The sequence below is a fragment of the Pseudomonas alvandae genome (assembly GCF_019141525.1).
Lineage (GTDB): Bacteria > Pseudomonadota > Gammaproteobacteria > Pseudomonadales > Pseudomonadaceae > Aquipseudomonas > Aquipseudomonas alvandae.
Map to the genome: position 1 here is coordinate 1 of NZ_CP077080.1, position 19,350 is coordinate 19,350.

At 61.1% G+C, this 19,350-nt stretch carries 17 protein-coding genes; 6 read left to right on the forward strand and 11 right to left on the reverse strand.

Going from position 1 to position 19,350, the window contains the following annotated elements; translation table 11 throughout:
* A complete protein-coding gene (gene rep / locus KSS97_RS00005; RefSeq protein ID WP_217860620.1) occupies positions 1 to 2,010 on the forward strand; it encodes a DNA helicase Rep in 2,010 nt (669 codons plus the stop codon).
* 55 nt (positions 2,011 to 2,065) lie between these two features.
* On the forward strand, positions 2,066 to 2,638 hold the full coding sequence (locus KSS97_RS00010) for a xanthine phosphoribosyltransferase (protein WP_030138190.1): 573 nt from the start codon (positions 2,066 to 2,068) through the stop codon (positions 2,636 to 2,638).
* Between the two features lie 120 nt (positions 2,639 to 2,758).
* Here the strand turns inward: KSS97_RS00010 and KSS97_RS00015 are convergent, their stop codons facing one another.
* From KSS97_RS00015 to dadA, 6 genes are all read right to left on the reverse strand, one after another.
* Positions 2,759 to 4,681: an acetyl-CoA hydrolase/transferase C-terminal domain-containing protein gene (locus KSS97_RS00015; RefSeq protein WP_217860621.1), complete on the reverse strand. Its 1,923-nt coding sequence runs from the start codon at positions 4,679 to 4,681 to the stop codon at positions 2,759 to 2,761.
* 136 nt (positions 4,682 to 4,817) lie between these two features.
* On the reverse strand, positions 4,818 to 5,231 hold the full coding sequence (locus KSS97_RS00020; RefSeq protein ID WP_309475726.1) for a c-type cytochrome: 414 nt from the start codon (positions 5,229 to 5,231) through the stop codon (positions 4,818 to 4,820).
* 183 nt (positions 5,232 to 5,414) lie between these two features.
* On the reverse strand, positions 5,415 to 5,963 hold the full coding sequence (locus KSS97_RS00025; RefSeq protein ID WP_030138196.1) for a cupin domain-containing protein: 549 nt from the start codon (positions 5,961 to 5,963) through the stop codon (positions 5,415 to 5,417).
* Between the two features lie 128 nt (positions 5,964 to 6,091).
* The gene (gene alr / locus KSS97_RS00030; RefSeq protein ID WP_217860622.1) at positions 6,092 to 7,165 is read right to left on the reverse strand and encodes an alanine racemase; all 1,074 of its coding nucleotides are present in this window, start codon (positions 7,163 to 7,165) and stop codon (positions 6,092 to 6,094) included.
* Between the two features lie 97 nt (positions 7,166 to 7,262).
* Positions 7,263 to 7,616 (reverse strand): RidA family protein, encoded by a 354-nt coding sequence (locus tag KSS97_RS00035; RefSeq protein WP_030138198.1) that lies wholly within the window; start codon positions 7,614 to 7,616, stop codon positions 7,263 to 7,265.
* Positions 7,588 to 8,892 (reverse strand): D-amino acid dehydrogenase, encoded by a 1,305-nt coding sequence (gene dadA, locus KSS97_RS00040; protein ID WP_030138199.1) that lies wholly within the window; start codon positions 8,890 to 8,892, stop codon positions 7,588 to 7,590. Before dadA ends, KSS97_RS00035 begins: the two co-directional genes overlap by 29 nt.
* 155 nt (positions 8,893 to 9,047) lie before the next feature.
* On the opposite strand from dadA, the gene KSS97_RS00045 reads away from it, so the two are divergent.
* On the forward strand, positions 9,048 to 9,536 hold the full coding sequence (locus tag KSS97_RS00045) for an Lrp/AsnC ligand binding domain-containing protein (RefSeq protein WP_003206849.1): 489 nt from the start codon (positions 9,048 to 9,050) through the stop codon (positions 9,534 to 9,536).
* A gap of 134 nt (positions 9,537 to 9,670) precedes the next feature.
* Here the strand turns inward: KSS97_RS00045 and KSS97_RS00050 are convergent, their stop codons facing one another.
* On the reverse strand, positions 9,671 to 10,024 hold the full coding sequence (locus tag KSS97_RS00050) for a YkgJ family cysteine cluster protein (protein WP_198796221.1): 354 nt from the start codon (positions 10,022 to 10,024) through the stop codon (positions 9,671 to 9,673).
* Positions 10,025 to 10,170: 146 nt separating this feature from the next.
* Here KSS97_RS00050 and KSS97_RS00055 point away from each other — a divergent pair, with 146 nt between their 5' ends.
* Positions 10,171 to 11,484: an NAD(P)/FAD-dependent oxidoreductase gene (locus tag KSS97_RS00055; protein ID WP_217860623.1), complete on the forward strand. Its 1,314-nt coding sequence runs from the start codon at positions 10,171 to 10,173 to the stop codon at positions 11,482 to 11,484.
* Positions 11,485 to 11,593: 109 nt separating this feature from the next.
* Here KSS97_RS00055 and KSS97_RS00060 read toward each other — a convergent pair whose 3' ends face one another.
* Entirely contained in the window at positions 11,594 to 11,839 is a 246-nt protein-coding gene (locus tag KSS97_RS00060) for a DUF1127 domain-containing protein (protein WP_217860624.1), read from the reverse strand.
* Positions 11,840 to 12,017: 178 nt separating this feature from the next.
* Here KSS97_RS00060 and KSS97_RS00065 point away from each other — a divergent pair, with 178 nt between their 5' ends.
* Positions 12,018 to 13,448, forward strand: a complete 1,431-nt coding sequence (locus KSS97_RS00065) for an aminotransferase-like domain-containing protein (RefSeq protein ID WP_198796219.1) — start codon at positions 12,018 to 12,020, stop codon at positions 13,446 to 13,448.
* Between the two features lie 34 nt (positions 13,449 to 13,482).
* Here KSS97_RS00065 and KSS97_RS00070 read toward each other — a convergent pair whose 3' ends face one another.
* From KSS97_RS00070 to KSS97_RS00080, 3 genes are all read right to left on the reverse strand, one after another.
* Complete coding sequence (locus tag KSS97_RS00070) at positions 13,483 to 15,900, reverse strand: fimbria/pilus outer membrane usher protein (protein WP_217860625.1); 2,418 nt, start codon at positions 15,898 to 15,900, stop codon at positions 13,483 to 13,485.
* Positions 15,900 to 16,604, reverse strand: coding sequence for a fimbria/pilus chaperone family protein (locus KSS97_RS00075; RefSeq protein WP_033864412.1), 705 nt, complete (start codon positions 16,602 to 16,604; stop codon positions 15,900 to 15,902). Before KSS97_RS00075 ends, KSS97_RS00070 begins: the two co-directional genes overlap by 1 nt.
* 131 nt (positions 16,605 to 16,735) lie before the next feature.
* Positions 16,736 to 17,485 (reverse strand): DUF1120 domain-containing protein, encoded by a 750-nt coding sequence (locus tag KSS97_RS00080; RefSeq protein WP_225936077.1) that lies wholly within the window; start codon positions 17,483 to 17,485, stop codon positions 16,736 to 16,738.
* A 175-nt stretch (positions 17,486 to 17,660) separates the two neighbouring features.
* Here KSS97_RS00080 and KSS97_RS00085 point away from each other — a divergent pair, with 175 nt between their 5' ends.
* Complete coding sequence (locus KSS97_RS00085; RefSeq protein WP_217860626.1) at positions 17,661 to 19,229, forward strand: phospholipase D family protein; 1,569 nt, start codon at positions 17,661 to 17,663, stop codon at positions 19,227 to 19,229.
* Positions 19,230 to 19,350 lie beyond the last annotated feature (121 nt).

A 19,350-nucleotide genomic window follows, 5' to 3' on the forward strand; every position in this document is an offset into this window, starting at 1 on the left:
ATGTCCCGACTCAATCCCCGGCAGCAAGAAGCCGTGAACTATGTCGGCGGCCCTCTTTTGGTGCTCGCCGGTGCAGGCTCCGGCAAGACCAGCGTGATTACCCGCAAGATCGCGCATTTGATCCAGAACTGCGGCATCCGCGCCCAGTACATCGTCGCCATGACCTTCACCAACAAGGCCGCCCGGGAAATGAAGGAGCGGGTCGGTGGCCTGTTGCGCGCCGGCGAAGGCCGCGGCCTGACCGTCTGCACCTTCCACAACCTGGGCCTGAACATCATCCGCAAGGAACACGCGCGGCTGGGCTACAAACCGGGCTTCTCGATTTTCGACGAGACCGACGTCAAGGCCCTGATGACCGACATCATGCAGAAGGAATACTCGGGCGACGACGGCGTCGACGAGATCAAGAACATGATCGGCGCCTGGAAAAACGACCTGGTCCTGCCACCCGAAGCCCTGGAAAATGCCCGCAATCCCAAGGAGCAGACCGCCGCCATCGTCTACGCCCACTACCAGCGCACGCTCAAGGCGTTCAACGCGGTGGACTTCGACGACCTGATCCTGCTGCCGGTCAAGCTGTTCCAGGACCACGCCGACATTCTTGAAAAATGGCAGAACAAGGTCCGCTACCTGCTGGTGGACGAATATCAGGACACCAACGCCAGCCAGTATCTGCTGGTGAAGTTGCTGATCGGCAAACGCAACCAGTTCACCGTGGTGGGCGACGACGACCAGTCGATCTATGCCTGGCGCGGCGCGCGGCCGGAAAACCTGATGTTGCTCAAGGAAGACTATCCGTCGCTCAAAGTGGTGATGCTGGAGCAGAACTACCGCTCCACCAGCCGCATCCTGCGCTGCGCCAACGTGCTGATTTCCAACAACCCCCACGAGTTCGAAAAGCAACTGTGGAGCGAGATGGGCCACGGCGACGAAATCCGCGTGATCCGTTGCCGCAACGAAGACGCCGAAGCCGAGCGCGTGGCCATGGAAATCCTCAGCCTGCACCTGCGCACCGATCGGCCGTACAGCGATTTTGCAATCCTGTACCGCGGTAACTACCAGGCAAAGTTGATCGAACTGAAACTGCAGCATCACCAGGTTCCCTATCGCCTGTCGGGGGGCAACAGCTTTTTCGGCCGCCAGGAAGTGAAGGACCTGATGGCCTACTTCCGCCTGATCGTGAACCCGGACGACGACAACGCCTTCCTGCGGGTGATCAACGTGCCGCGCCGGGAAATCGGCTCGACCACCCTGGAGAAACTCGGCAACTACGCCACCGAGCGCAAGATCTCGATGTACGCCGCCACGGACGAAATCGGCCTGGGCGAACATTTGGACAGCCGCTTCACCGACCGCCTGGCGCGCTTCAAGCGCTTCATGGACAAGGTCCGCGAGCAATGCGCCGGGGAAGATCCGATCTCGGCGCTGCGCAGCATGGTCATGGACATCGACTACGAGAACTGGCTGCGCACCAACAGCTCCAGCGACAAGGCTGCCGACTACCGCATGAGCAACGTCTGGTTCCTGATCGAGGCGTTGAAGAACACCTTGGAAAAAGACGAAGACGGCGACATGACCGTCGAGGACGCCATCGGCAAGCTCGTGCTGCGGGACATGCTCGAACGCCAGCAGGAAGAGGAAGACGGCGCCGAAGGGGTGCAGATGATGACGCTGCACGCCTCCAAGGGCCTGGAGTTTCCCTATGTGTTCATCATGGGCATGGAAGAAGAAATCCTGCCGCACCGCTCCAGCATCGAGGCCGACACCATTGAAGAAGAACGGCGCCTGGCCTACGTCGGCATTACCCGAGCGCGCCAGACGCTAGCCTTCACCTTCGCCGCCAAGCGCAAGCAGTACGGCGAAGTGATCGACTGCGCCCCCAGCCGCTTTCTCGATGAGCTGCCGCCGGACGACCTGGCCTGGGAAGGCAACGACGACACGCCGACGGAAGTCAAAGTCGTTCGCGGCAACAGTGCCCTGGCGGATATACGCGCGATGTTAAAGCGCTAGAATCGACTACTTTTTTACCGACTTCAGGCGCTGACGCGTCACCAGAGGAGGCTTCATGGAAGCCCTGCACCAGAAAATCCGCGAGCTAGGCATTGTGCTGTCCGACCAGGTCCTGAAGGTCGATGCGTTTCTCAACCACCAGATCGACCCGCAGTTGATGAAGCTGATCGGCGATGAGTTTGCCGAACTGTTCAAGGATTCGGGCATCACCAAGATCGTCACCATCGAAGCCTCGGGCATTGCCCCCGCAATCATGACCGGGCTGAACCTTGGCGTGCCGGTGATCTTTGCCCGCAAGCAACAATCGCTGACCCTGACGGAGAACCTGCTGTCCGCGACGGTGTATTCGTTCACGAAGAAGACCGAAAGCACCGTCGCCATCAGCCCGCGTCACCTGACCAGCAGCGACCGCGTGCTGATCATCGATGACTTCCTGGCCAACGGCAAAGCCTCCCAGGCGCTGATCTCCATTATCAAGCAGGCTGGCGCCACCGTCGCCGGGCTGGGGATCGTGATCGAGAAGTCGTTCCAGGGCGGCCGTGCGGAATTGGATGCCCAGGGCTATCGCGTCGAGTCGTTGGCTCGGGTGAAGTCGCTGGCGGGTGGGGTCGTGACCTTTATCGACTGATCACGCCCTACCCTCTGTGGGAGCGAGCTTGCTCGCGATAGCGGCCTGTCAGACACATTTCGGGTAACTGATACACCGCTATCGCGAGCAAGCTCGCTCCCACAGGGGGTGGATCGGCCGTTATGGCGCAGTCGCCTTGAGCCCCGCCAGCAACAGCCGCTGATACAGCTCCTCCTTCAGCCCCTCGGGATTCGTCAACTGCATCCGCTCCAGATGCCCGGCATATTCCCAGGGCTCCGGCGCATCCAGGGCGGCCTTGCCAAGGTCCAGGATCTCGGTGAGCTTGAATTTGCTCTTCAGCCAGTTCAGAGCCCGTAACAAGTCGCGCTCGATCCCGTCGAAATCACAACCCAGCGGGTATTCCGGAAAAAGGTTGGGATGCCGCGCCTGGATCGCCTGTAGACGCTCCGACGTGTTGTCGGCGAACCGTGGATCAAGTCGAAAATCCTTCGGTAATTTACCGGCATTTTGTGCCTGCTCGATCAGGCCGGGTTGGAAGCGCGAATCGCTGATATTCAGCAACGCCTCGATCACCGCCGCGTCGGTCTTGCCCCGCAGGTCGGCGATGCCGTACTCGGTCACCACGATGTCTCGCAGGTGCCGGGGAATCGTGCAATGGCCGTATTCCCAGACGATATTCGAACTGACCACCCCGCCCGACTCCCGCCAGCTGCGCAACAGCAGGATCGAGCGCGCCCCTACCAGCGCATGGCCCTGGGCGACGAAGTTGTACTGCCCACCTACACCGCTGAGCACCCGCCCATCTTCCAACTGGTCCGCCACTCCGGCGCCCATCAGGGTCATGGTGAAGACCGTGTTGATGAAACGCGCATCGAGGCGCTGCAAGCGCTTGAGCTGCTCCCGGCCGTACAGCTCGTTGATGTAGCTGATGCGGGTCATGTTGAATTCGAGCAGGCGGCTCTGCGGCAACTCCCTCAGGCGCTCGTAAAAACTGCGCGGACCGAGGAAGAACCCGCCGTGGATGCAGATGCCGTCGGGTTGCGCCGCTTCGTCGAGGGTTCCGGCGATGGCCCGTTCCTGGGTCGGTTCGTCAGGGTAGACCTTGCGCCGGATAATCCCGGCCTCCGCCAGCACCAGCAAACCGTTGACGAACATTTCACTGCAACCGTACAACCCCTTGGCGAAAGGCTCGACCCCTCCCTCGCGCTCGATCAACTGCGCCCACTGGCTGAGGTTCACGTCCGCCAGCAGGGCCTGGTAACCGGCGTTATCGGCCTGGCGCGCCAACAGCGCCGCCGTCAACGCGTCGCCCATGGAGCCGATGCCGATCTGCAACGTACCGCCATCGCGCACCAGGGTGCTGGCGTGCAGGCCGATCAAATGGTCCTGGAAACCCACCGGCATGTTCGGCGTGGAGAACAACGTGTGGCTGTCCTTCTCATCGATCAACAGGTCGAAGCCATCGATGCCGATTTCCGCATCGCCGGGCATGTAGGGCAAATCGCTGTGGACCTGGCCCACCATGAGAATGGTTTCCCCCGCCTCGCGCCGCTTGGCGATCATCGGCAACAGGTCCAGGGTGATGTCCGGGTTGCAGCTCAGGCTCAAGCGATCCGGATGTTCCGGGTCGCTCGCCACCAGTTGCGCGATCAGGTTCAAGCCAGCCCCATTGATATCCCGGGCGGCGTGGCTGTAGTTGCTGCTGACATAGTCCTGCTGGGCCGAAGCGCTGTGCAGGAGGCTGCCGGGCTGCATGAAGAATTGCTGGACGCGGATATTGGCCGGCAGGCTGTCGCGCTGCAGATCGGCGAGGTAATCGAGTTCTGGATAATCACCGAAGACCCGTTCGACAAAGGGCTCGAGGAAGCGCTTCTGCAGCCCGTCGCCCAAGCTCGGCCGACCCAGGCTCAGTGCTGTGTAAATGGTCAGCTGTCGCTCGGGCATTTGCGCAATGCGCTGGTAAAGCGCGTTGGCGAACAGGTTGGGCTTGCCCAGCCCCAGGGGCATGCCGAGGTGGATATGCGCGGGCAGACGCTCGAGTACGTCATCCACCGCCTGTTCGATTGAACACAACTGCACCATCCGACCCTCCGGGACATTCCATGAATGTGGGTTGGACCGAGCTTGCCGGGTCTTGGTTGCGATGACCAGTCCGGAAAAAATCCCAGGCACAAAAAAGCCGCTCGTAAGCGGCTTTTTTGCGGAAGATGAATGCCTGTTACAGGCCGGACATCTCTTTGATGGCGCCTTTGAGTTCATCATCGGTGCAATCGGCGCAGGTGCCTTTAGGCGGCATGGCATTGATCCCGGTAATGGCCTTCGCCAGGATGCCGTCAAGGCCGCCCTGGTGGTCGGCGCGTTCTTTCCAGGCAGCCTTGTCACCGATTTTCGGAGCGCCCAGCAGGCCGGTACCGTGGCAAGCGTTGCAATGTTTGGCGATGACGTCTTTTGGCGCCTTGGCACCGCCAGCGCCACCCGCCGCGGCAGCCACTTCCATGCCCTTGCATTCCTTGCCCTGGACGCAAACCTGGCCGACGGGTTCAAGGCGCTTGGCGATATCATCGGTCGGCGCCGCTTGAGCGCTCGCAGCCCATAGGGCCAATACGGTTGCTGGTGCAGCCAGCATTTTCATAATTAGGTTCACGCGTACACCCTCAATGGTGGCTAGTCACGCCTGCGGCCACGGTTTGCAGGCGGGCGCAAGTATAGCGGTAAGCCTGTCACTCCGAAACAACCCCAAAGTCGCAAGGGTCTTGTTTGTCATGACAGCCCAACCTTCGAGCGCCTTTTCCCTGCGGGTTCGGCGACTCTTCGTCTAGAAATTGGCCGGTGTGGCTGCGCTGATCAGTCGCGCCGGCACGTCGAACGGATTACGGAAACGATGGGGCTTGGTACTCTCGAAATAGTAGCTGTCGCCCGCCTCCAGCACGAAGGTTTCGGCGCCGACAACCAATTCCAGCCGCCCTTCCACCAGGATTCCGGTCTCTTCGCCTTCATGGGTGAGCATCTCGTCACCGGTGTCGGCGCCAGGCGGATAGATTTCGTTCAGGAAAGCAATCGCCCGGCTCGGATGCGCCCTGCCCACCAATTTCATGGTCACGGCGCCATCGGAGATGTCGATCAGTTCGTTGGCTTTGTAGACGATCTGGGTCGGTTTCTCCTGGAGGATTTCTTCGGAGAAAAACTCGACCATGGACATGGGAATCCCGCCAAGGACCTTGCGCAGCGAGCTGATCGAGGGGCTCACGCTGTTCTTCTCGATCATCGAAATGGTGCTGTTGGTGACGCCCGCGCGCTTGGCGAGTTCACGCTGGGAAAGGCCTTTGAGTTTACGAATGGATTGCAGTCGTTCACCGACGTCCAATGCTGGAGCCTCCAGGGAATCAGGTTATGTGTAAAGTGAGCGTTATCATGGCGACAGCGTTCAGTATTTACAACACCTTGGCCCGAATCCTGTGCGGTGAAGCGACTTTCGGTAGGTCACTCTGGGTGTCAGCCCTCGGAATAGAGCCTTGGCACCCGTCGCAGGTTGCAGAAAATCTGGTAGGGGATCATGTCGGCAGCCTTCGCAACGTCACTGGCGAGGACATTCTTGCCCCACAGCTCCACGGTTGAGCCAAGCCCGGCTTGGGGAATATGGGTCAAGTCCACGGCCAGCATGTCCATCGATACCCGCCCGACCAGTTGGCTACGCTGCCCATCCACCAGTACCGGCGTGCCGTTGGGCGCCTGGCGCGGGTAGCCGTCGGCGTACCCCATGGCGACCACGCCGACCCGGGTCGGTTGCGCCGTGACAAAGCGTGCGCCATAGCCCACGGGCTCGCCGGCGGGAAGTTCACGCACGCTGATGATTTTCGATTCCAGCGTCATGACCGGTTGCAGGCGTGAAGCAACGGCATTGGCTTCTTCGAAAGGCGTCGAGCCGTACAGCATGATGCCGGGCCGCACCCAGTCGCTGGGAATCTGCGGCCAGCCCAGCACCGCTGGCGAGTTGCGCAGGCTGACCTCTGCCATCAAGCCCTGGCGGGTCTGCTCGAATACTGCCAATTGTTGCAGGCTGCTAGGGTCATGCAATTCATCGGCGCGGGCGAAGTGGCTCATCAACACGATCTTCGCCACGTTGCCACTGGCAAGCAGACGACGATACGCCGGCTGGAAATCGTCCGGGTGCAGGCCGACCCGATGCATGCCCGAATCGAGCTTGAGCCAGACCGTGATCGGCTTGCCCAGCGTCGCGCGCTCGATCGCTTCGAGCTGCCACAATGCATGCACCACGCACCAGAAGTCGTGCTCAACGATCAAGGCAAGTTCATCGGCCTCGAAGAAACCTTCCAGCAGCAGGATCGGCCCGCGAATCCCACCGGCCCGCAGCTCCAGGGCTTCTTCGATGCACGCCACCGCGAAACCGTCAGCGGTTTCCTGCAAGGCCTCGGCGCAGCGCACCGCGCCATGCCCGTAAGCGTCGGCCTTGATCACCGCCAGGGCCTTGGCCCCCGTGACTTCACGGGCTAGCTGGTAGTTGTGACGCAGGGCTTGGAGGTCGATCAAGGCACGGGCAGGACGCATGGCGGCAGGCTTCTAGGCGGTCATGGTTAAAAAAACCGGCGCCGGCTGACGGCATCAGCCGACAACAGCGCCGGGAGAGGGAGAGTCTTGACAGTGATCAGGGCAGCGCCGCGACGACGGACAGCTCCACCAGGATCTGCGGCTCGCACAATTTGGCCTCTACCGTGGCGCGGGCCGGGGCGACGCCCTTGGGCAGCCATTTGTCCCACACCGAGTTCATGCCGGCGAAGTGCGCGTCGATGTCCTTCAGGTAAATCGTCACCGACAGCAGGCGGCTCTTGTCGGTCCCGGCCAGGTCGAGCAGTCGCTCGATATTGGCCAGTGTCTCGCGCGTCTGCTGTTCGATACCGGCACTCATGTCGTCGCCGACCTGCCCTGCCAGGTAAACGGTGCCGTTGTGCACGACAACCTGACTCATGCGGTCATTGGTGAGCTGGCGCTGGATTGCCATGTTTCGCGGACTCCTGGGGTTTGCTGCCATAACGGGAAATATCGAGGCCTTCGGCGCTGATCTGTGGCTTTTTCTTTGCCATCAGGTCCGCGAGAAGGCGACCGGAACCACAGGCCATGGTCCAACCGAGGGTGCCGTGGCCGGTGTTCAGGAACAGGTTCTTGAACGGCGTCGCCCCAACGATCGGCGTGCCGTCCGGAGTGGTCGGGCGCAGGCCGGTCCAGAAACTGGCCTGGGCCAAATCGCCGCCCTGAGGATAAAGGTCGTTGACGATCATCTCCAGGGTTTCGCGCCGGCGCGGGTTGAGCGAGAGGTCAAAACCGGCGATTTCCGCCATGCCGCCAACGCGGATACGGTTGTCGAACCGGGTGATCGCGACCTTGTAGGTTTCGTCGAGGATGGTTGAAGTCGGTGCCATCGCCGGGTTGGTGATCGGCACGGTCAGGGAGTAACCCTTGAGCGGATACACCGGCGCACGGATACCCAGCGGCTTGAGCAGTTGCGGCGAGTAGCTGCCAAGCGCCAGGACATAACGGTCGGCGGTTTCCAGCTTGCCATCGATCCACACGCCATTGATTCGGTCGCCGGCGAAATCCAGGCGCTCGATGTTCTGGTCGAAACGAAATTGCACGCCGAGCTTCACGGCCATTTCCGCCAGGCGAGTGGTGAACATCTGGCAATCGCCGGTCTGGTCATTGGGCAGGCGCAGGGCACCGGCAAGGATATCGGTGACATTCGCCAGGGCCGGTTCGACGCGGGCGATGCCTTCGCGATCGAGGACTTCGAACGGTACGCCGGATTCCTTCAGAACAGCGATGTCCTTGGCCGCGCCATCAAGCTGGGCCTGGGTGCGGAACAGTTGGGTAGTGCCGAGGCTGCGGCCTTCGTAGGCGATGCCGGTTTCGGCGCGCAGTTCATCGAGGCAGTCACGGCTGTACTCGGAAAGCCGGACCATGCGCTCCTTGTTGATGGCATAGCGGCTGGCGGTGCAATTGCGCAGCATCTGCGCCATCCACAAGTATTGGTCGATGTCGGCAGTGGCCTTGATCGCCAGCGGTGCGTGACGCTGAAGCAGCCACTTGATGGCCTTGAGCGGCACGCCCGGCGCGGCCCACGGCGAGGCGTAACCCGGCGATACCTGGCCGGCATTGGCGAAACTGGTTTCCATGGCAGGCGCCGGCTGACGGTCGACCACCACCACTTCAAACCCGGCACGCGCCAGATAATAAGCACTGACGGTACCGATGACGCCGCTACCCAAGACCAGAACGCGCATGTTGAAACCCTCATCGCGGATAACCGCTGACGTTTGTTGTACAAACCTTAGATGCGCGCAGTGTAAAAAAGATCAGCCAGTGCTTTTCACTATATAAATGCCTATATTTGGCGAGAATTCTCGGCAAGAACCCTTTTCACGGAGGCGCATCACCTGTGCGGACCAACACTCAGACCAAACGCGAGCTGGACAAGATCGACCGCAACATCCTGCGCATCCTTCAGGCGGACGGGCGAATTTCCTTCACCGAACTGGGCGAAAAGGTCGGCCTCTCCACCACGCCGTGCACGGAGCGGGTGCGACGGCTGGAGCGCGAAGGCATCATCATGGGCTACAACGCCCGGCTCAATCCGCAACACCTGAAGGGTAGCCTGCTGGTGTTCGTCGAGATCAGCCTGGACTACAAATCCGGCGACACCTTCGAAGAGTTCCGACGCGCGGTGCTGAAATTGCCTCATGTGCTCGAATGTCACCTCGTGTCGGGGGACTTCGACTATCTGGTGAAGGCACGGATCTCCGAGATGGCCTCGTACCGCAAGCTGCTGGGCGACATCCTGCTCAAGCTGCCCCATGTGCGCGAGTCCAAGAGCTACATCGTGATGGAAGAAGTGAAAGAGAGCCTGAACCTGCCGATTCCGGATTGAGTCTGGCTCCAGGCCGCTATCGCGAGCAAGCTCGCTCCCACACAGGTAGGTGGCGAACGCTTTCTTGCGAACAACGGAGATCCCTTGTGGGAGCGAGCTTGCTCGCGAAGGCGGCGACCCGGTATCCCTGGCAGTTAAACCAACACCTGCCGAGTGCTGGCCATGTACTCATGGATCTGCTTCTCGACGCGCGGATGGATCAACTCCACCGGCCGCCGGCCATTGGGGCACGGCAAGGTCGCCGTGGTGCCGAACAGCCGGCAGATCAACGGCCGCTCGTCATACACCGTGCAGCCGTTCGGCCCCAGGTGTACGCAATCGAGCGCTTCCAACGCCGCGTCCTGCTCGGCGCGGCTCTTGCGCGGCAGGCGGGCCATTTCCTCGGGCGAGGTGGTCACCGGACCGCAGCAGTCGTGGCAGCCCGGAACGCACTCAAACGTCGGAATCTGCTGACGCAACGTACGGATTTTTTGACTGTTGCAGCTCATCGAGGCGATTACCGGATCGGGACAGCCCCGGATTCTGCCTTAAAAGCCGCAGGCCAGACAGCACCAGCCGACCAGTGTTGCCGACCGGGGAAAGCACGGCTTATGCTCCGTAAAATTTCTCAAACACAAAAATCAGGATTACGCACATGAACGCCCGTGTTCAGCAACCTGTCCCCAGCCACGCGCACGCCGCCTCTTATTACGCCGCCAGCAGCCTGCCGCAGCCGGACCATCCGGCGCTGCAAGGCGAGTTGGTAGCGGACGTCTGCGTGGTGGGCGGAGGGTTCTCCGGGTTGAACACAGCCATCGAACTGGCCGAGCGCGGCATGAGCGTGGTCCTGCTTGAAGCACACAAAATCGGCTGGGGCGCCAGCGGACGCAACGGCGGCCAGCTGATTCGCGGCGTTGGCCACGGTCTCGATCAGTTCGCTCCTGTCGTCGGCACCGAGGGCGTCCGTCAGATGAAACTGATGGGGCTCGAGGCGGTGGAAATCGTCCGACAGCGGGTCGAGCGTTTTCAGATTGCTTGCGACCTGACTTGGGGTTATTGCGACCTCGCCAACAAACCCGGCGACCTCGAGGGCTTTGCCGAAGACGCCGAAGAGCTCCGCAGCCTGGGCTATCGCTACGAGACCCGGCTGCTGCAGGCCGATGAGATGCATAGCGTGGTGGGCTCGGACCGCTACGTTGGCGGCCTGATCGACATGGGTTCGGGGCATCTGCATCCGCTCAACCTGGCGCTGGGCGAAGCGGCCGCTGCGCAACAACTGGGGGTCCGACTGTTCGAGGGATCGGCTGTTACCCGCATTGACTATGGGCCGCAGGTGAAAATCCACACCTCTCAAGGTTCGCTCCGCGCCAATACCCTGGTGCTGGGCTGCAACGCCTATCTCAACGGCCTGAACCAGGAATTGAGTGGAAAAGTATTGCCCGCCGGCAGCTACATCATCGCCACCGAACCACTGAGCGAAGCCCAGGCTCAAGCCCTGTTGCCGCAGAATATGGCCGTCTGTGACCAACGAGTGGCATTGGATTACTACCGACTTTCGGCAGATCGGCGCTTGTTGTTCGGCGGCGCTTGTCATTATTCGGGGCGTGATCCGCAGGACATTGGCGCTTATATGCGTCCGAAAATGCTCAAGGTGTTCCCGCAACTGGCGGACGTGAAAATCGATTATCAGTGGGGCGGGATGATTGGCATCGGCGCCAATCGCCTGCCGCAGATTGGCAGGCTGAAAGACCAGCCGAACGTGTATTACGCCCAGGCCTATTCCGGTCATGGCGTGAACGCCACACACCTGGCGGGCAAACTGTTGGCTGAGGCGATCAGCGGACAGCAGGGCGGCGGTTTCGACCTGTTTGCCCGGGTACCGCACATGACCTTCCCGGGCGGCAAGCATTTGCGCTCGCCATTGCTGGCGCTGGGGATGTTGTGGCATCGGTTGAAAGAACTGATGTAACCGTGGCGAGGGAGCTTGCTCCCGCTGGGTTGCGTAGCAGCCCCAAACTCTGGCGGTCGCTGCGCAACCGAGCGGGAGCAAGCTCCCTCGCCACAGTTTTCTTATCGATTCAAAGCCGCCAGAACGGCTTCAGGCCTTCCGCCCGTGCCTGCTCCCGGCTCAGCCCGATGTCACGCAACTGTTCGGTCGACAGATCCAGCAAGGCTTTGCGTGTATGCAAACGATGCCAGAACAGGCCCCAGCGACTCAGGTCGGCTGGAGCATTGCGCAAATCCCCGCTACGCAGCCCCTTCTCCTGCCCCGCCACCAGTTCCTGACTGTGTAACGTCAGCCGCACATCGCTCAAGCCGTTCATTTTGATCGCTCCTGTTTACTTGGGTAGCCAGAGGTTTCATGATGCGTGGACGGCAAAAAATGATACAGATCCAACCAATATCTTTTACATGCATACAGATAGGCTATTTTCACGGCTGAATTGAAGTTTTTCAGCTCATCTGTATCGGTCGCTGCTTTCACCTGATCAGGACTACGCCATGACGCTCTACGTGAATCTCGCCGAGTTGCTCGGGACCCGCATCGAACAAGGCTTCTACCGCCCCGGCGACCGGCTGCCCTCGGTGCGAGCCTTGAGTACGGAACATGGCGTCAGCCTGAGCACCGTCCAGCAGGCCTACCGCGTGCTGGAAGACAACGGGCTGGCCACGCCGAAACCCAAATCAGGTTATTTCGTCCCGGTCAGCCGTGAGCTGCCGGACCTGCCGGCAATCGGCCGTCCAGCCCAGCGCCCGGTGGATATTTCCCAGTGGGACCAAGTGCTGGAACTGATACGCGCAATACCTCGCAAGGATGTGGTACAGCTGGGCCGTGGCATGCCGGATATCCATTCACCCACCATGAAACCGTTGCTGCGCAGCCTGGCGCAGATCAGCCGGCGACAAGACATGCCCGGTCTGTATTACGACAACATCTACGGCAACCTCCAGTTGCGCGAACAGATCGCCCGGCTATCCCTGGATTCCGGCTGCCAACTGACAGCCAACGACCTGATCGTCACCACCGGCTGTCACGAAGCGCTGTCGGTCAGCATTCGCGCGACCTGCGAACAGGGCGATATTGTCGCAGTGGATTCACCCAGCTTTCACGGCGCCATGCAGACGCTGAAGGGCCTGGGCATGAAAGCCCTCGAGATTCCCACCGACCCGCTCACGGGAATCAGCCTGGAGGCACTGGAGCTGGCATTGGAACAATGGCCAATCAAGGCCATACAGTTGACGCCCAGCTGCAACAACCCGCTGGGCTACATCATGCCGGAGGCCAATAAGCGCGCCTTGCTGACCTTGGCCCAGCGTTTCGACGTGGCCATTATCGAGGACGATGTGTACGGGGAATTGGCCTACACCTACCCGCGACCACGTACGATCAAATCCTTCGATGAAGATGGCCGCGTCCTGCTCTGCAGTTCTTTTTCCAAGACGTTGGCGCCAGGCCTGCGGGTCGGCTGGATTGCGCCCGGTCGGTACCTTGAGCGCGCGCTGCACATGAAGTACATCAGCACCGGATCTACCGCGCCGCAGCCTCAGATCGCCATCGCGGAGTTCCTCAAGAACGGACACTTCGAACCCCATCTTCGCCGCATGCGCACGCAATACCAGCGCAATCGCGACGTAATGATGGATTGGGTGAGCCGGTACTTTCCCCAAGGCACCCGCGCCAGCCGCCCCCGTGGCAGCTTCATGCTCTGGGTCGAGCTGCCCGAGGGTTTCGACACGCTGAAGCTCAATCGCGTGCTGCATGACCAAGGTGTACAGATCGCCGTCGGCAGCATCTTTTCGGCGTCAGGCAAATACCGCAACTGCCTGCGCATGAACTACGCGGCCAAGCCCACGGCGCAGATCGAAGACGCCGTGCGCAAGGTCGGCACAGCAGCCAGCCGACTGCTGGCGGACATGCCCGATGGCTCCTGAGCGTTGCGTGCCAACATCCAAGGCACCGCTGGGCTCAGCCTTCCTGGCAAACCACCTCAAGACGGTCATAGGGTTCGGTTGAAGCGGGTAATTGGCGGGTATCGAATTCCAGACGGCAGATTCGCTCATCGGCACGTGTCACGTTGAGCCGAACCACGTCGGGGGCATCCTCCAGGTAGACCAGGCCAGCGTCGACTACCGTCGTCAGGTACTGCCCTTCATGGTCATAGACGCCCAAGCCTTTCGCCACGGGCGTCCCTTCTTCGTTGCGCACGTACAGCATCAGACGGCGAACCATGCCGGCCTGGAAGTCGAGCCGCGGCACCGCGCCACGCGCGGCGCGTACTTCTTGGAAACCGTTAGGTACCTCGACGTTGCCCGGCAAGCTCACCGTGTCGATTTCAATGCGGCTCGCCTGGTAGGCCGGCAACGCGGCCGCCACTGCACGCCCCGCGCCGTCGGTCCAGACGGGCCCCTGGGAAGTGCCAATCTTGATTCCCGCAGAGTCGCCGACCTTGAGCAGGCCAAACGTGTCGCGCAGCGGATACGGCGAAGGCGTAACGCCCTCCTCATGCAAAGCCAGCCCGCCGCGCAACGCCAGGTCATAATGGCGCGCTCCCGCGCTGGTCTGGGCATATCCCAGTTCGGCGCTGGTGTAACGGGGCAAGGCGTTAAGCCTGGCATTGAGGTCGTTCCGGCCAGCGGCGGAACGATCGGCACCGATGCTGTAACCCAGGCTGTCACTGACCTGCTCGGTATAGCGCGCGCCCGTACGCAATCCTCTAGAGTCATCATGGCGAGTAGAAATGCTCAGCCTTCGATTGCGTCCCAAGGGCACGCCAATATTGGCGAACACACCGGTCCGGCCTGCCTGTTCAGCCCGGTCATGCTCGACACTCAATGAAAACGTCGCCCAGTCGAATGCCCGTGACCATGCCGTACTGATGCGCGAATTGCCGTTCCCGCCCGCGCCTTTGTAGCGAGTCAGCGATCCGCTGACTGCTCCCCACGACGAATCCGCCCGCCTCAGCGATAGACTCCAGTGATGGGTCGCCCGGGCAAGCGGATCGCCAACGGCAGGGTCGAGACTCGCCTCGGACAGATATCGAAACCCGGAACTGCGCTGGCCGGCCGTCAGTCCGACGGTTAGCCCAGCGCCCGCCACGGTGTTGAGCGTAGCCTGCATTTCTTGGCCACGGGTGCCTTGCGCCGTGCGTGAACCGAGTTGCTGCAGGCCTAGTATTGTCGTTCGGGTCAATGCCTGTGAGATCCCCCAGCCCATGGACTGGTAACCTTCGGCCCCCATCCACCCTGCGCTTGTCTGGGTCTGCGGTCCCCATCGCCAGTCCCGGCTGGCAGCAAAGAAAGCCGGCGTGTCACGCTCGCTCCCAGGGAACTGCCTGATCTTGCCTGCCGCCAGCCCATAACTGGACACAGCCCCGAGCCTTACCGGACGCACATCCGCGGCGGGCACATGAAAGTCGCGACGTTCGCCGTTCTCTTCAAACACGCTGACTTCCAAGTCCACCCGGTCACTGATCAACGGTAAATCGCGCAGTGTGAACGGCCCCGCGGGCACCAACGTGGTGTAGATCACTATTGCGCTCTGGCGGACCTCGACCCTGGCCGTCGAATAGGCCAGCCCGTGGACCAGCGACCCGCCCCCCAGTCCATCCGCACCCGCCGAAAGCGCATTTTCAGGAAAGATTTGCACACCCGTGAAAGGTCCTGTGGAAAACAACGGCGAACGCATATTCAACTGGCCCAGTTGAATATGCGCATCGAAGCGCTCCCACGTCTTGGATGCCTGGGTGTACAACGTCTCGAAACGCGTTACTCCCTGGAATGACGTGTAGTTCTGACGACTGCGGACCACCCAGTCTCCCGCGTTGAAGCCCAGTTCGGTGCCCACGCTGCGATAGGCACTGGACTGGCCGGCGGCGGAGCCGGCAATGACTAGCGCGTCGTAGTTCAATACGCCGGCCATCCCACCCGAATCCCAGCTTCCACGGCTCTCGGTGGGCCTCAAGAGCCAGTCTGCGGGGACCACCAGATGCACAAGGTTTTGCCCTGGATCAAGCCGCACCTGAGCGCCGGCCAACCCTTGGTCAACAGACACGCACTGCGGATCGTCAGCGCCGGGATACGCATTAAGCGACGCGGCAATCCCCGCGCGCTCAAGCAGGTTCGCATCGAGGCACAACTGCCCTTCGCCATCGAACATTGCCATGACCTGCCCGGATGGAATGCCATTGACGCTCAAGGCGACACGATGGCGTCCAGCAGCAAAGCGTGCGGCGCGGCGAAAATATTCGGCAACATCCGGGTCGACTCCCCGCGCCCGCAGCACCGAGCGGTCAAATTCAGCGGATGCTTGTGCCGAGGCTTCGGCCCGGGCAGTCGACATCAAGACCAGGCTGCCGACGAGCCGCCAAAGGACACCCGGGCGCATTATTGCAGGCTCAAGCGTGCGTCATGACTGGCAGCCGCGAACCCGTAAGTGGTGGCTGGAAACAACCGCACATGGGTGCCCAGGCTCGAGGGGGTGGTGAACGTCAACGTTTCCCCGGGCAAAATATAGGTACGCCCCAGATCAAGTGTCGTACCGCCTGGAATCAAACTCACTGATCTTGCCAGCCTCACGACGTAGGGGCTGGGATTGCTCACGCTGACCTGCCCGGTCTTGGCGCTCCAGACCAGTCGCGTCCAAGGCATTCGCTCAATCGCCAGGTGCGCCGGACGAATAATGACCGGAATGTTCTGACGCACGCCCATGGAAATCTGTGCGCCACCCGCCGCTGGACGCGCCTTGATACCCTCGAACACCACGCGTTTGAGGCGCTCCGTCTGCAAAGGAGCGCGACTGTGCAGGATAAAACGCACCTGCTGGCTCTGCCCGGGTTCGACCCGAGCCACGGGCGGATTGACCAGAAGCAACGGCTCCGAGTCTTCTGGAACATCCAAGACAGAGCTGTAAAGCAGCGCCGGTCGTTCATCGGTGTTCTTGATATTCAGAGTCGCCTCACCCTTGCCCTGGTCGACAATCACTACCGGCGTTTCCGGGACCATTCCAGCGGCCTGGGCGCCGGAGGCTATAAATGGCAGGCACAACGCCGCCACCGTGTTCAATACCGGTAAGCAATTTCGCAAAAACATGGAAATCTCCAGAAGCACCGACCGAGACATGCCTGGCATGTCCCGTCGGCAGCAAACCAACCCGCCGGAGCGCAGACCTTCAGGTCACTGCAGGCCTTTCAAACGCTCACGACGCTCCGTCACTTCAGGCGTCAGAGGTAAAACACATCGAACGTGACCGAACCATCAAGATCGAACTCATCCGTAGTCGGCGGCAACTCGGAAGTGGCACGGATGGCCGCGGCGACTTTCATCGGCAACGTGTGAAGACGAGCAGCAGCAGGGCCGGATGCCGAGCTTGAACCCCAGGAGTAAGTCGTCGGCGAATTGGTAATCAAACCATTGGTCGGAACACTCCAGCTCGGATTGGCCAGCGTTCGCGCCAGCAGAATCTGCGGAACGCCGTCAGTCCGCGGCAAGCCACTCAACAGACCGAAACCACCGATTCCAACCCCCTGGGTGCTGCCCAGGCCGTAATACAGTTCGTCGCCCGAACGACCATTGAAAGCCAGACCGGGCACCTTGGATGCACCGCGATTATCGGTGACGGCGATCTCCACGGATGCCGGGGCGCTACAGGTGATTTGCAGACTGATATCCCGCGGGGGAAGATCGTTCTGCCTGTCGGGAGCCAGGGCCGAAGAGAAAATCCGACCTAGATTGACATCGCTACCGCCGGCAAATGCCGGAATGCAGGATGTCGGGATAACTCGGCCTGTCACGTTCAAATCAACACTGGCCGCCTGGGCGATCAAGGGTGTAGAGGCAACGGCCAAGCAGGTGGCCAAGAGTCGTTTTTTCATAGTCACGTACCTGCAAAAGAGAAAGGGATACAGCCATGCAATGGCATCGGGGAAAGAGAACCAACCACCCCCTGCCAATGCCTGCGTATCGTTGCTCATCAGGTAGGATTTTTATGTAGGAAAAGACCTTGCAAGGATCTGGCTTTTTCAACATGGCTTGTGGCTTTTCCAACTTCTGAAGCGGGTTCCCACAGCCTGAGGCGTCGTATCCCGCAAACAGGATGAATCACAAAGCCATGCCATACTTCCTCGCAACGATCCGGGACGACTTGATTTGAGACCACATCTGGCCCTGCCTTTCGCTCTGCTGCTTGCTGCGCTTCTCTGCGGCTGTACGAGCCTGGACATTACTCGCGAGCCCAGCCAGGCATTGCCAGCGGCGAGTTCGGCATTTGGTCGCTCGGTCCAGGCGCAAGCTGCGCCTCATGAGGGTCGCTCGGGTTTTCGCCTGTTGTCGGACAGCACCGAGGCCTTCACCGCCCGTGCCGAATTGATCCGCAACGCCCAAAGCAGCCTGGACTTGCAGTACTACATCGTCCACGACGGCATCAGCACGCGAATGCTCGTGGATGAATTGCTCAAGGCCGCCGACCGGGGCGTGCGCGTGCGCATCCTGCTGGATGACACCACCAGTGACGGCCAGGATCAGATCATCGCGACGCTCGCCGCGCACCCAAACATCCAGATCCGCCTGTTCAACCCTTTGCATCTTGGCCGAGCGACCGGCGTGACCCGCAGCCTTGGACGCCTGTTCGACCTGTCATTGCAGCATCGCAGGATGCACAACAAGTTGTGGCTGGCGGACAACAGCATGGCGATTGTCGGAGGTCGCAACCTGGGGGATGAGTACTTCGATGCCGAACCCAACCTCAACTTCACCGACATCGACCTGCTCGGCGTCGGTCCGGTGGCTGAACAATTAGGGCACAGCTTCGATCAGTACTGGAACAGCGCGCTGAGCAAGCCCATCGAGCAATTCATGTCCCATCGGCCTACCGCCAAGGACTTGGCCAACAGCCGATTACGCCTGCAGGAGTCCCTGGAGCAGACGCACAAGGAAAACCACGCGCTGTACCAACAGTTGACTGCCTACAAGACCCAACCGCGCCTGGACACCTGGCGCAGCCAACTGACCTGGGCCTGGAACCAGGCATTGTGGGACGCGCCGAGTAAAGTCCTGGCGAAAGACGAGCCGGACCCGCAATTGTTGCTGACCACCCAACTGGGCCCGGAGCTGGCCGGCGTCAGCAAAGAACTGATCATGATCTCCGCCTATTTCGTGCCCGGCCAGCCAGGCCTGGTGTACCTGACCAGCCGCGCCGATGCCGGCGTGTCGGTGAGCCTGCTGACCAATTCCCTGGAAGCCACCGACGTGCCCGCCGTACATGGCGGCTATGCGCCGTATCGCAACGCCCTGTTGCAGCACGGCGTGCGCCTGTTCGAGCTGCGTCGACAACCGGGCGACACCGGCGGCAGCCCGCACCTGTTCTACAGCAAGTCCTACGGCGAATCGGACTCCAGCCTCCACAGCAAGGCGATCATCTTCGACCAGCAGAAATCGTTCATCGGCTCGTTCAATTTCGACCCGCGCTCAGTGCTATGGAATACCGAAGTCGGCGTCCTGGTGGACAGCCCGGAACTTGCCGGCCAGGTGCGCGAGCTGGCATTGCAGGGCATGGCGCCAACCCTGAGCTATCAGGCCCGCCTCGATGATGCCGGAAAGCTGATATGGACCACCGAAGACAATGGCAAGCTGCACGACCTGGACCGTGAGCCGGGCAGTTGGTGGCGCCGGTTCAATGCCTGGTTCGCCACGACGATCGGATTGGAGAGGATGCTGTAGAGATCGACTGCTTTCTCCTAGCCCGCCTTTGTGGCGAGGGAGCTTGCTCCCGCTGGACCGGTCCGACGCCTCGGGCGGAGCGGTCCCGGCTTTTGCGGTTGGCGCAACCGAACGGGAGCAA